Source organism: Dactylosporangium sp. CA-139066, from assembly GCF_050936175.1.
In the GTDB taxonomy this organism is placed as follows: domain Bacteria; phylum Actinomycetota; class Actinomycetes; order Mycobacteriales; family Micromonosporaceae; genus Dactylosporangium.
The window spans coordinates 1,265,987-1,278,884 of record NZ_JBNJNH010000002.1 but is presented as its reverse complement, the minus strand read 5'-3'; the positions used below and the strand labels follow the sequence as shown (position 1 = coordinate 1,278,884).

11 protein-coding genes are annotated in these 12,898 nt (G+C 70.5%); 5 read left to right on the top strand and 6 right to left on the bottom strand.

Going from position 1 to position 12,898, the window contains the following annotated elements; translation table 11 throughout:
• Positions 1-26: 26 nt before the first annotated feature.
• A complete protein-coding gene (locus tag ACQEVU_RS50685) occupies positions 27-1,469 on the top strand; it encodes a CCA tRNA nucleotidyltransferase (RefSeq protein WP_433337658.1) in 1,443 nt (480 codons plus the stop codon).
• On the opposite strand, the gene ACQEVU_RS50680 is transcribed toward ACQEVU_RS50685, so the two are convergent.
• Positions 1,447-2,391, bottom strand: coding sequence for a peptidylprolyl isomerase (locus ACQEVU_RS50680; RefSeq protein WP_433337656.1), 945 nt, complete (start codon positions 2,389-2,391; stop codon positions 1,447-1,449). The genes ACQEVU_RS50685 and ACQEVU_RS50680 overlap by 23 nt on opposite strands.
• Before the next feature lie 210 nt (positions 2,392-2,601).
• On the opposite strand from ACQEVU_RS50680, the gene ACQEVU_RS50675 reads away from it, so the two are divergent.
• Positions 2,602-3,444, top strand: a complete 843-nt coding sequence (locus ACQEVU_RS50675; RefSeq protein WP_433337654.1) for a hypothetical protein — start codon at positions 2,602-2,604, stop codon at positions 3,442-3,444.
• Here ACQEVU_RS50675 and ACQEVU_RS50670 read toward each other — a convergent pair.
• The 3 genes from ACQEVU_RS50670 to ACQEVU_RS50660 all read right to left on the bottom strand — a co-directional run bounded on the left by ACQEVU_RS50670 (position 3,438) and on the right by ACQEVU_RS50660 (position 6,948).
• A complete protein-coding gene (locus tag ACQEVU_RS50670; protein WP_433337652.1) occupies positions 3,438-4,802 on the bottom strand; it encodes an MFS transporter in 1,365 nt (454 codons plus the stop codon). The two genes, ACQEVU_RS50675 and ACQEVU_RS50670, sit on opposite strands and share 7 nt — an antisense overlap.
• 110 nt (positions 4,803-4,912) lie before the next feature.
• Positions 4,913-6,433, bottom strand: coding sequence for a flotillin family protein (locus ACQEVU_RS50665; protein ID WP_433337650.1), 1,521 nt, complete (start codon positions 6,431-6,433; stop codon positions 4,913-4,915).
• A 14-nt stretch (positions 6,434-6,447) separates the two neighbouring features.
• Positions 6,448-6,948 carry an NfeD family protein gene (locus ACQEVU_RS50660; RefSeq protein WP_433337648.1) on the bottom strand — a complete coding sequence of 167 codons (501 nt, stop codon included), beginning with the start codon at positions 6,946-6,948 and terminating at the stop codon, positions 6,448-6,450.
• A 97-nt stretch (positions 6,949-7,045) separates the two neighbouring features.
• Between ACQEVU_RS50660 and ACQEVU_RS50655 the strand changes: the two genes are divergently transcribed.
• Positions 7,046-7,519: a methylated-DNA--[protein]-cysteine S-methyltransferase gene (locus ACQEVU_RS50655; RefSeq protein ID WP_433337646.1), complete on the top strand. Its 474-nt coding sequence runs from the start codon at positions 7,046-7,048 to the stop codon at positions 7,517-7,519.
• Between the two features lie 50 nt (positions 7,520-7,569).
• Here the strand turns inward: ACQEVU_RS50655 and ACQEVU_RS50650 are convergent, their stop codons facing one another.
• Positions 7,570-8,649 (bottom strand): inositol-3-phosphate synthase, encoded by a 1,080-nt coding sequence (locus ACQEVU_RS50650; RefSeq protein ID WP_433339721.1) that lies wholly within the window; start codon positions 8,647-8,649, stop codon positions 7,570-7,572.
• Positions 8,650-8,672: 23 nt separating this feature from the next.
• Positions 8,673-9,269, bottom strand: coding sequence for a PadR family transcriptional regulator (locus ACQEVU_RS50645; RefSeq protein WP_433337644.1), 597 nt, complete (start codon positions 9,267-9,269; stop codon positions 8,673-8,675).
• Positions 9,270-9,473: 204 nt separating this feature from the next.
• On the opposite strand from ACQEVU_RS50645, the gene ACQEVU_RS50640 reads away from it, so the two are divergent.
• The gene (locus ACQEVU_RS50640; RefSeq protein ID WP_433337642.1) at positions 9,474-9,899 is read left to right on the top strand and encodes a DUF5318 domain-containing protein; all 426 of its coding nucleotides are present in this window, start codon (positions 9,474-9,476) and stop codon (positions 9,897-9,899) included.
• Positions 9,900-10,044: 145 nt separating this feature from the next.
• On the top strand, positions 10,045-12,870 hold the full coding sequence (locus ACQEVU_RS50635; protein WP_433337640.1) for a transglycosylase domain-containing protein: 2,826 nt from the start codon (positions 10,045-10,047) through the stop codon (positions 12,868-12,870).
• Positions 12,871-12,898: the final 28 nt, after the last annotated feature.

Below are 12,898 nucleotides of genomic sequence, written 5' to 3'. Positions count from 1 at the left end.
GATAGGCTGACCGACCGATGTCCGAAATGACCCGTGCCCTCACCGAGGCGCAGCGCCGTGCCGTCCACGAGCTGCTGCGCGTCTCCCCCGTCGCCGACGAGCTCGGCCGGCGCTTCGCCAAGGCCGGCTTCGAGCTGCACCTCGTCGGCGGCTCGGTCCGCGATGCGCTGCTCGGGCGCCTCGGCGACGACCTTGACTTCACCACCGACGCCCGGCCCGAGGACACCCTGCGGGTCATCAAGGGGTGGGCGGAGTCGGTGTGGACGACCGGCCAGGAGTTCGGCACGATCGGCCTGGCCCGCCGCGGGCTGCGCATCGAGGTCACGACGTTCCGCGCGGACGCGTACGACCGGGTGAGCCGCAACCCCATCGTCCGGTACGGCGACAACCTGGCCGACGACTTGCGCCGCCGCGACTTCGCCGTCAACGCGATGGCGGTCTCGGTGCCCGGCCACGAGTTCACCGACCCCCACGGCGGCCTCACCGACCTGGCCGAACGGGTGCTGCGCACCCCGGGCGCGCCGCAGGAGTCCTTCGCCGACGACCCGCTGCGCATGCTGCGCGCCGCCCGGTTCGTCAGCCAGCTCGGCTTCGAGGTCGCGCCGGAGGTGCGCGCCGCGATGACGGCGATGGCCGGCGACCTGTCCCGGATCACGGCCGAGCGCATCCGCGACGAGTTCGTCAAGCTCATGTGCGGCGCCGACCCGGTCGCCGGCCTGCGGCTGCTGGTCGACACCGGCCTGGCCGAGCAGTTCCTGCCGGAGCTGTCCGGCCTCAAGCTGGAGATCGACGAGCACGCCCAGCACAAGGACGTGTACGAGCACACGCTGATCGTCGTGCGCAACGCGATCGCCCACGAGCGCGAGGGCGCCGACTTCACGCTGCGCATGGCCGCCCTGGTGCACGACATCGGCAAGCCGGCCACGAAGGCGGTCGGCCCGGACGGCGGCGTGAGCTTCCACCACCACGAGATCGTCGGCGCCCGGCTGACCAAGCAGCGGATGAAGGCGCTGAAGTTCCCGAAGGACGTGATCTCCGACGTCGCCGAGCTTGTCGCGCTGCACCTGCGCTTCTACGGGTACGGCCGCGGGGAATGGACCGACTCGGCCGTGCGCCGCTACGTGACCGACGCCGGGCCGCTGCTGTCGCGGCTGCACAGCCTGACCCGCTCCGACGTCACCACCCGCAACCGGCGCAAGGCGGCGCAGCTCGCGGCCGACTACGACGCGCTGGAGGAGCGGATCGCGCGCATCGCCGCCGAGGAGGACCTGGCCCGGGTCCGGCCCGACCTCGACGGCAACGCGATCATGGAGCTGCTGGGCGTGCCGCCCGGCCCGATCGTCGGCCGGGCCTGGCGCTACCTCAAGGACCTGCGGCTGGAGCGCGGCCCGCTGGACCACGACGAGGCCGTGGCCGAGCTGCGGCGATGGGCCGAGGCGGAGGGCGTCACGCCACCCGGATCTCGCTGATCTGCACCGTGAGCTTCGGCGGGCCGTCCGGGCCGCCCGTCGCCGTCCCGGCGGCGGCGATCCGGTCGAGCAGGTCCAGCCCGCTGGTGACCGTGCCGAAGACGGTGTAGTCGGCCGGGATGTCGCTGTCCTTGTACACCAGGAAGAACTGCGACCCGTTCGTCCCCGGCCCGGCATTGGCCATCGCCAGCGTCCCCCGCGGGTACGGCGGCACCGTCGTGGGCAGGTTCTCCTCGCCGAACTGGTACCCCGGCGTCCCCGTGCCCGTCCCGCTCGGATCCCCGCACTGCAGCACGTACAGCCCGTCGGTGGTCAGCCGGTGGCACGGCGTGTCGCTGTAGAAGTCGTCGCGCGACAGGTGGACGAAGGAGTTGACGGTGCAGGGGGCCCGGTCGGCGTACAACTGCAGCCCGATCGGGCCGAGGTTGGTCTGGATCGTCGCGGACACGCGCCCGGCGAGCGTGGCCCGGGGCGCCGGCGTGGCGATCAGGCGCGTGTCGCCCTCCCCCCGCTCCGCCGGCGCGTAGGTGCAGGCCGCCCCGGCGGCCGCGGCCGAGCTCGTCACCAGCGGCGCGCCGACCTGGGGCGCCGGCCCGCGGCCCGAGGCCGTGGCGGGCGGTGGGCCGGCCGAGACGATCGACCCTCCGATGGATTCGACCGACCGGCCGGACTGGCTCAGCGCCAGGTAGGCGACCAGCGCGCAGACCAGCACGGCGAGCACCGCACCGCCCGCGATGGGCACCATCGAACGCCGCGGCGGTGGCGCAGCGGCTCCGGGCAGCGCGGGCACGGGCGGCGGGAAGGCCGGCGGCTCCGCCTTGCGCACGGACCGGCGCGGCGAGTCCGGCGTCGGCGCGGAGGGCGGGAGCGGCTCGACGGGTTCGGGCGGGCGCCGGTCACCGGGCTCCGGAGGCGTTGACACTGTGTAATCATACGACTACACAAGGCCACGAGTTCATCGATTGCTGCTCGTTGTCAGAACCCCGACCACCGTAGCGTCGCCCATGTGGCGATTCAGCCGGTTCTGCACCTAGACCGGTTCCGCTACCGTCGCTAACACGAACCCCCGAATCGTTTTCCCTGGAACCTGAACCTGGAGGCAGACATGCAGCCGTGTCCCAACTGCGGCGGCATGGGCATTGATGCGAACGGCTACTGCACGCAGTGCCGCACATATCGAGGCGTCCCACAGGCGCCGCAGCAGCCGACGAGCGGCACGCCCTACAGCGGCGCACCGTACGGCGGACAGCAGCAGCCCTATGCCGGCTACCCCGCGAGCTCCGTACCGTCGTACTCCGACCCGGTCAGCGCGCCGCCCACCGCCTACGGCGCGACGTACGGCGCGACCCCGTCCGGCTCGGGCCGGAACAAGTTCCTCATGCCGGTCCTGGCGCTCTCGGGCGTGCTGGTGGTCCTGGTCGTGGCGATCGTCGTGGTCGCCGCACTGAAGAAGGACGACCCGAAAACTCCGCAGGCCAACTCGACCGGCGGCCCGGCCGCCACCGCGACCGGCAAGTCCAAGCCGTCCGCCGCGATCGACGAGTGCCTGGTCGGCACGTGGACCACGAAGACGTACACCGAGAAGACCGCGATGGAGACGGTCGGCACGGTCGAGTTCACGCTGCAGAAGAACGGCTCCACGCTGAAGTTCGCCCCGGACGGCAAGTCGACCGAGACGTACAAGGACAGCACGTTCGGGGCCAACCCGACGATCCAGGGCCAGGCGGTCGCGATCACGATCGTCGCCAACGCCACGGTCACCGCGAACATCGCGACGACCAGCGGCAGCCTCGCGTACTCGAACGTCGCCGCGACCGGCACGCTCAACACGAAGGCGCCGTTGATCAACTACGACGAGACCGAGCCGTTCACGGCCAACGACGACCCGGCGAAGTACACCTGCAACGGCGACTCGCTGAGCATCACGACCTCGATCTACAGCCAGACCCTGACGAAGTCGGGCTCGAGCTACTGATCCGCGCGTGAGACCGCCCCGCCGGGGCCGGCGATGTCGTCGCCGACCCGGCGGGCCCAGCGGCCGCCGAGGGCCCCGTACGCCACGGCGGCCAGCACGTAGCCGACGGCCACCGCCGACAGTACCGCCGCCGAGTGCCCCGTCTCGGGCAGGGTGAGCGCGCCGATGTACATGCCGGCGACGAGCGTCACGTTGAACGCGGTGTCGTTGATGCTGAACACCCGTCCGCGGAACTCGTCCGCGCACTCGTGCTGCAGCGACGTGTCGGTCACGATCTTGATGCTCTGCGCGGCCAGGTTGGTGACGAAGACGGCGCCGAGCAGCAACACCGGGTCGAACGGCAGCCCGAAGCCGAGGATCGCCGCCCCGGTGCCGCCCAGCACGACCGACACCCACCGCCAGCCCCCGATGCGGCGCGCGACCGGGGGCGTCATGAACGACGCGACCAGCATTCCGGCGCCGCCGGCGGCAAAAGCATTGGCGATGGTACCGAAGGAGCCGCTCACGTCCGTGCCATGGTTGAACTCCGTGCGGAAGAGCAGCAGGCTGGCGAGCAGGATCACGCCGTACAAGAGCCGGAACATCGCCTGCGCGAGCACCAGGTAGGCGGCGCCGCGCTTGGCCCCGAGGTGCCGCGCGCCCGCCACCGTCCCGCGGCTGGTCTCCCTGATCGCGGCGAGGATCGAGCCGCCCCGCCGGTCCTCGGCGTCCGGCCCGAGCTCGTCCGGGCCGTACGAGGTGTGCCCGACGAGCGCGGAGACCAGGTAGAACGCGGCGGCGCCGGCGGCGACCAGCGCGTAGCCGTGAAACGACGTGTGCAGGACGGTCTTGATGAGCGTCGCGCCGACCCCGATGCCGACGGAGAAGCTCAGCGAGCCCAGCGTCGCGGCGAACGAGTTCGCGGTCACGAGCACGTCGTCGGAGACCACGTGCGGCGTGGCGGCGCTCAGCCCGGCCAGGAAGAACCGGTTGAGGCCGATGACCAGCAGGGCGAGCAGGAAGGGTACCGGCGAGTGCTCTCCCTGCCAGATGTAGAGCGCGATCGGCAGGACCAGCACCGCCCGCACGAGGTTGGCCACGGCGATGATGGAGCGGCGCCGCCAGCGGTCGAGGAACACCCCGACGTAGGGCCCGACGAGCGAGTAGGGCAGGAGCAGGATCGCGAACCCGGCCGCGATGGCCATGCCGCCGGCCCGCTGCTCCGGGTTGAACAGGACGCTGCCGGCCAGGCCGCCCTGGAACAGCCCGTCGCCGATCTGCGCGACCATCCGCACCACGACCAGCCGGCGGAAGCCGCGCTGGCGCAGCACGGAACGCACGTAGTGCGCCTGCGTTTGGGCGGTAACGACGGCGGACACGGCAAAAGCCTACGGCGCCGCGAGCCGGACGCGAGTCGCACGAACGGAAGGGGGCCCGCGCCGAGCGGCGCGGGCCCCCTGTCCGGGATGTGTTTGCGGGCGGTTCAGGACTACTTCGGGGCCTCGACCGCGGGCCGGCCGTTGACCGGCTCGTCGTCGCCGCCGGTGAGGGCGTTGAGCTTGCTGAGCAGCTTCGGCAGGTCGATGCCGGTGAGGTCGGTGCCCAGCTGCAGGCCCTGGGCCACGTTGCTGGCGACCGACCTGCTCAGCGAGGACGCGCCGTCGGTGGAGATCACCGTCAGCTTGTCGATGTTGCCCATCGGGTCGCTGGCCGCCTTGACGACGTCCGGCATCACCCGCACGAGGAGGTCGAGGATGGCGGCCTCGCCGTAGGTGGCGAACGCGTCGGCCTTGAGCTTCATCGCCTCGGCCTCGGCCTGGCCGCGGGCCAGGATGGCCGACGCCTCGGCCGAGCCCTCGCGCTCGAGCGCCTCGGCGATGGCGACGCGCCGGCGCTGCTCCGCCTCACCTTCCTTGGCACCCTCGATGGCGTTGGCCTCGGCGAGCGCGGCGCGGCGGGACCGCTCGCCCTCACCGGTCAGGCGGGCCTGCTCGGCCTGGGCCTGTGCGGCCGCGATGGTGGCCTGCCGCTGCGCCTCGGCGTTGGCGATCGCCGCGTTCTTGGCCGCCTCGGCCTCCTGCTCGACCCGGTACCGGGCGGCGTCGGCCGGCTTGCGGACCTCGGTGTCGAGCTGGCGCTCCTTGAGCTCCGCGTTGCGCTCGGCCACCTTCTGCTGCTCGGCGAGGATCGCCTGGTCGCGCTCGGCCTGGGCGAGCGGGCCGGCCGCGGCCGACCGCGCCTTGGCCGCGTCGATCTCGGCCTGGATGCCCGCCTGCTTGAGGGCCAGGTTGCGGTTGGCCTCGGCGATGGCCTCCTCGGACTTGAGCCGCTCGGACTCGGCGGCCTGGCGGGCCTGCGCCTCGGCGATGGCGGCGTCGCGCAGCACGCGGGCGGCCTCGGGCCGGCCCAGGTCGGCGAGGTACGAGCCGTCGGCGATGATGTCCTGCAGCTGGAAGGTGTCCAGCACCAGGCCCTGGTTGGTCAGCGAGTGCTCGGCCTCCTCGGCCACGGCGCTGGCGAACGCCGTGCGGTCGCGGATGATCTCCTCGACGGTCAGCCGGCCGACGATCGAGCGCAGCGCGCCGGCCAGGACCTCGCTGGTGAACAGGTCGATGCCCTGCTGCTGGTTGAGGAAGCGCTGGGCGGCCGCGCGGATGGCGTCCTCGGTGCCGCCGACCTTGACGATCGCCACGCCCTGCAGCTTGGCGCGAATGCCCTGCTTGCTCACCGCGCCGGTGATCTCGACGTGGATGCGGCGGCTGGACAGGTCGAGCACCTGCAGCTTCTGCACGATCGGCATGACGAAGACCGAGGCGCCCATGACGACCTTCTGCCCGGACAGGTCGGTCGAGCGGCTGCCGTCGACCCCCTGGACCGACTTGCCCTTGCGGCCGGTGACGATGAACGCCTCGTTGGGGCCGGCCACCTTGATGCGAGAGACGATGAAAATCACCAGGAACAGGACCAGCAGCACGCCGCCGCCGATCGCGATGAGCAGGACGGTATCCATCCGCTTCCTTACTGCTAGAGGGGGGTTTCTTCCACGATCACGCTGGTGGGGCTCGTCGCCTCCACCACGAAGATGCGGGCACCGAGCGCGATCGGGCGGTCCGCGCGGGCGCTGAGCTTGACCGGCTGGCCGCCGAGGGAAATACGCACCTCGCCGAAGCCGTTGCCGGTAATGGGCGTGACGACGACGCCCGTGGTGCCGATCATGTCCCGCTGGGTGGGGGTCGCGTCGGTGCGCATGTTCATCGCCATGCGGGCCAGCCGGGTCGCGACCCACGCGGTGGGTAGCGCCGCCACGACGCCCGCGACGGCCGGCACCAGGGGGCCTTCGGACCCGGTGATCGCGGCGGTCGCGGCGCCGGCGAAGCCGAAGGCGCCGATGAACCCGGCGATGGCGGGCACCGAGAACGGGCCGGCCGAGTCGGGATGGCCGAAGTGGAAGAGGTCGCCGATGAGCACCGACAGGGCCAGGACCACGACACCGACACCGCCGATGACGAGGAATGTCGTCTCCACGGTCCCCTCCCCTCCAGGACAATTGGAGGGTAGACCCGGTGCGCCACTCATGGCGTCCGGCAAAAGGAGCAGAATCGACCCCGTGCGGTGGGTTGAGGTGGCGGCGCCGATCGATGCGCTCGGCGTCGCGGTGGACGACGGCGGGATTTGCCGGATCCGATTCGGGGGCGTGCCGCCGAATCAGGCCGTCTCCGCGCCGGACGAGGTGATGGCCCGCGCCGCCGACGAGCTGGCGCGCTATTTCGCCGGCGAGGACGTCCCATTCACGGTGCCCTTGTCGGTGACCGGGGGATCCGAGTTCGAGCGGGCGGTCTGGCGGCAGCTCTACGCCATTCCGTACGCCGAGATGCGCACGTACGGCCAGATCGCCGCCGCGGTCGGCGAGCCCGACGCGGCCCGGGCGGTCGGCACCGCGTGCAACCGCAACCCGATTCCCGTGATCATTCCGTGCCACCGCGTCGTGGGCGCCGACGGCAAGCTCGTCGGTTTCGGCGGCGGGCTCTGGCGCAAGAAGCTGCTGCTGGAACTCGAGGCAAAGGTGCGCATCGAGCGCGAGTTCGGGCTGGGCTGACAAAAAAGGCCGGCCCGGGTGGGCCGGCCTTTCTTATGTCGCTGGGCGGGTCAGCGCTCGACGTCGCCCTTGATGAACGCCTCGACCGAAGCGTGCGCGTCGTGGTCGTTGTACTGCACCGGCGGCGACTTCATGAAGTAGCTCGAAGCCGACAGGATGGGGCCGCCGATGCCGCGGTCCTTGGCGATCTTCGCGGCGCGCAGCGCGTCGATGATGACGCCGGCCGAGTTCGGCGAGTCCCAGACCTCGAGCTTGAGCTCGGCGTTCAGCGGCGTATCGCCGAACGACTTGCCCTCGAGGCGGATGTACGCCCACTTGCGGTCGTCGAGCCACGGCACGTGGTCGGACGGCCCGATGTGCACGTCGGACTTCACCATCTCGTGCGGGATCTGGGACGTCACCGACTGGGTCTTCGAGATCTTCTTCGAGACCAGGCGGGTGCGCTCCAGCATGTTCATGAAGTCCATGTTGCCGCCGAAGTTGAGCTGGTAGGTGCGCAGCAGCTCGACCCCGCGGTCCTCGAACAGCTTGGCCAGCGCGCGGTGCACGATCGTGGCACCGACCTGGCTCTTGATGTCGTCGCCGACGATCGGCAGCCCGGCGTCCTCGAACTTCTTCGCCCAGACCGGGTCGGAGGCGATGAAGACGGGCAGGGCGTTGACGAAGGCGCAGCCGGCGTCGATCGCGGCCTGCGCGTAGTACTTGTCCGCTTCCTCGGAGCCCACCGGCAGGTAGCACACGACCACGTCGACCCGCGCCTCGCGCAGGGCGGCGGCCACGTCGACCGGCTGCTCGTCGGACTCCTCGATGATCTCGCGGTAGTACTGCCCCATGCCGTCGAGCGTCGGGCCGCGCTGGACGGTCACGCCGGTCGGCGGCACGTCGCAGAACTGGATGGTGTTGTTCTCACTCGCGCCGATGGCGGCGGCGAGGTCCTGGCCGACCTTCTTCGCGTCGACGTCGAACGCCGCCACGAACTCCACGTCGCCGACGTGGTAGTCGCCGAACTTGACGTGCATGAGACCCGGTACTCGGTCATTCGGGTCGGCGTTGCGGTAGTACTCCACGCCCTGGACAAGGGACGAGGCGCAGTTGCCGACACCGACGATGGCAACGCGGACGGAGCCCATCGCGGATGCCTCCTTCTTGTTGTTCACGATGACCGCTCCGGATTTGCCGAAGGCGGCTGTGGGGTGTTGCCATTGCGTTCGTTCGCAATGAGCTCTTCGAGCCAGCGAACCTCGCGCTCGCAGGCATCCAGGCCGTGACGCTGCAGCTCGAGCGTGTAGGCGTCGAGCCGCTCGGCGGCTCGACTGAGCACGTCGCGCATGCCCTCGCGGCGCTCCTCGACGCGGCGGCGGCGGCCCTCGAGGATCCGCAGCCTGGTCGCGGGGTCGGTGCGGGCGAAGAACGCGAAATGCACCCCGAAACCGGCCTCGCTGTCGTAGGTCTCGGGGCCGGCGGCGCTGAGCAGCTCCTGGAACCGCTCCTTGCCTTCCGCGGTGATCGTGTAGACCACGCGGCCCCGCTTGCCGGTGAGCAGGGGCACCTCTTCGGCGCTTGCCGGCATGCCCGCCGGCGCACCCTCGGTGATCCAGCCGTCCGCTTGTAGGCGGCGCAGCGTGGGGTAGAGGGAGCCGTAGCTGATCGCGAAACGGAAGGCCCCGAGCTTGGTCGTGAGCTGCTTGCGCAGCTCGTAGCCGTGCATGGGGGACTCGTGAAGCAGGCCCAGGATCGCCAGTTCGAGCACTCCCGGCCTCCTTCCCGTAACCAGCCAGTCGCTTCGGTAACCTGCCCGATGTATCGGGCCGATACATCGAACGGTAAGTCGCTGCCCGAACGGATGCAACAAATCTGACCAAGTGGTCTCCGACACAGCGCTGGTCGTCTATCGGACGGTTACCGATCGTGACGGAACTCGCCGACGACGGCGCGACCGCGTACCCTCGGGCGCATGCGTACCCAGCGTCAGGTCGTGGACTTCTCCTTGCGGAGACGCGCCCTCCTGCGTGAGGTGCACTCGGGCCGCGTCGGCACCTATGAGGTGTGCGACGCGTCGCCTTACCTGAAGAGCGCAGCGAAGTTCCATGGCGAGCCGACGGAGGAGCTGTGCCCCGTCTGTCGCCGCGAGAACCTCACCCATGTGCACTACATCTATGGCGACGAGCTGCGCCAGTCGTCCGGACAGGCGCGCCGGCTCGCCGAGCTGCCCGTCCTGGCGATGACGCTGAGTGAGTTTCACGTCTACGTGGTGGAGGTCTGCCGCGCGTGCGGCTGGAACCACCTCGTCGAGCAGTACCTCCTCGGCCGCGACGGACTCGCGGCCGGCTCAGACGACGGCGAGCGGCCGTCGCGCCTTCGGGGAGGAGCGGTCGAGTGATCGGCCGAGAGCGCGGACTTCCTGGTGAGGGCCGCGAAGTGTGGCTACGGCGCCATAGCGGCGCCGCCGCCGGTCGAGTGGCCCAGGTCACAGACGTGATGGCGACGGAGCATGGGACGACGATGCAACCGGCAAGGTGGGACGAATGAGCTACGGTGACCCGAGCAACCCGCAGTCGGGCCGCGCCCAGGTTCCCGGATTCCAGTCGGAACCACCCTCCCACAATCCCCCGCCACCATCCGCCCCGCCCGCCGGCCGGGCGCAGGTGGGGCGCGCGAGCGTCGGTGGAGCCAGCGGTTCGGCCCGGGTCTCGCCCGGCGGCCCCGCGTCCGGCTCTGCGAGCGTGGGCTCGGCGCGCGTGACGCCGCCCGGCGAGCCGCGCACCGGCCGCGCCTCGGTGACCGGCTCCGCCTCCGTCAGCGGCTCCGCGTCGGTGAGCGGCTCGGCCTCCGTGCCGGGCGCGGCGGGCCGCGCCACTGTCGGCCGCGCCGTCGTCGGCTCGGCCTCGGTCGGCATGCCGATGGGCGATGTCATGGACGGCCCGGGCGGCCCGCCCGGCGACCTCCCGCCGGGTCGCCCCGGCGGCCGTGGTGGCGACGGCCCGGGCGGCGGGCGCAGCCCCAACGCCAAGGCCAAACGGCGCCGGCGGCGCAACATCCTCATCGCCGCGATCGCCGCGTTCATCATGATCGCCGGCATCGGCATGGTCAGCGGTACCTACTACTTCGACCAGGTCGCCCTACCCGACGACATCACGCTGAACCAGTCGACGACGATCTACTACTCCGACGGCGTGACGCCGATGGGTCGCATCGGCGAGAACCGCACGGTCCTGCCGCTGAACAAGATCCCGCCGGATGTGCAGCACGCGGTGGTCGCGGCCGAGGACAACAGCTTCTACACGAACGACGGCGTGGACTACAAGGGCGTCGCCCGGGCGGCGTGGAACAACGTGACCGGCGGTGACCGGCAGGGCGCCTCGACGATCAGCCAGCAGTACGCGCGGCACTGGGCGGACCTGGAGGGCGTCACCTACGCCCGCAAGGTGCGCGAGGCGGTCATCGCGTTGAAGCTCAACCAGCAGTACTCCAAGGACGAGATCATGGCGATGTACCTCAACATCGTCTATTTCGGCCGGGGTGCCTACGGGATCGAGGCGGCGGCGCAGGCGTACTTCGGCAAGCCGGCCGAGAAGCTGAGCATGGCCGAGGGCATGGTGCTGGCCGGATTGATCAAGAACCCGGAGGGCACGGCCGGCAAGGGCAGCCCGTTCGACCCGAACATCGACGCGAAGCAGGCGCACGACCGGTTCGACTACATCAAGGGGCAGATGCTCAAGCTGAACTTCTGCTCCGCGGCCGACGCGCCGACCAAGATGAAGTACCCCGACAAGGTCATCACCCCGGCCGAGGCGCGGGCCAACGCGGCGCAGTCGCAGAACTTCAGCAAGCCCGAGGGCCTGATCATGCACCACGTCCTCGGCGAGGTCGCGGCGCTGACCGACCCGGGCACCGGCAGCCTCCTCTACGAGGACACCGACGCCGACGGCAAGAAGAACTTCGACAGGATCCGCAACGGCGGCCTGAAGATCGTGACCACGATCGACAAGGACATCCAGCCGATCGCGGTGCGCGAGGGCAGCAGCCAGAGCAAGGACTCCAACATGTACGGCCAGCCGGGCAACCTGCAGGCCGCGCTGGTCGCGGTCGAGCCGGGCACGGGCGGCGTGAAGGCGTACTACGGCGGCGACAACGGCAACGGCAACGACTACGCCGGCTACTACAACGATCCGGTGCTCGGCGACGGCAAGGACAGCTGCTGCGGCGGCCACCCGCCGGGATCGACGTTCAAGGTGTACACGCTGGCCACCGGTCTCATGGCCGGGTACAAGATCGATTCGATGTGGGACGGCAACTCGCCGGCCGACTTCCCGGCCAGTGGGCGTACGGCCAAGAACGGCAACCCGGTCAAGAACGCCGGTGACGGCTCGCCCCAGTCGCCGAAGTGCGACTCCGGCCATGGCGACTGGTGCACCCTCGAAGAGGTCACCGTCATGTCGCTGAACGTGCCGTTCTTCGCGCTGACGGAGAAGGTCACCCCGGCCAAGGTGATCGACACCGCCCGGGCCGCCGGCATCACCGACATGTGGGCGACCGTCGACGGCAAGTCGCAGAAGATCGACCTCGTGGCCAACGACGGCGCCAAGGTCTCGCCGAAGTACTTCCAGACGGAGGTCGGCTTCGGCCAGTACCCGGTCACGGTGCTCGAGCACGCGGGCGGCATCGCCACCTTCGCGGCCCGCGGCGTCGCGGTGAAGACGCACTTCCTCAAGGAGGTGTGGACCGGCGGGAAGAAGACCTACCAGGAGGTCATCAACCCCAAGCGCATCCCGGGCTTCACCGACCAGATGTCCGACGACCTCAGCACGGTCCTGCAGGGCGTGCCGAAGCACTACAACCTCAAGACCCACGACGGGCGCCAGATCGCCGGCAAGACCGGCACCTGGCAGTACGGCGACAACAAGGGCGGCGGCGGCAACGCGCACGCCTGGATGGTCGGCTACACCGCCTACGACCCGGCCAAGAAGTCGCCCGGCCTGGCCGTCGCCGTGTGGGTTGGCAACAAGGACAAGGAACAGGCGATCAAGGACAAGAAGGGCACGTCCATCATCGGTGGTTCGCTGCCCGGCCCGATCTGGCGAGATTTCCTCGACGCCGCGTTGACGCAGCTCAAGGAGCCGAAGATCACCTTCCGGCCGCCGGCCAACACCGGCCGGATCGACGTCGGCACCGGCAAGTCGCCGGCGCCGGCCCTGCCGTCGATCGACCCCAACAACCCCGGCGGGCCGGGCAACGGGGACAACAACGGCAACAACGGCAACCCCAATCCGAACACGAGTCAGGGCCCGGGCGGCAACGGTGGCGGTGGCGTGGTGCCGGTCCCGACCATCGAGGGCACCCGAAGACGCTGACGCGCACGGGTTGGAAGTGTGCGGCCAC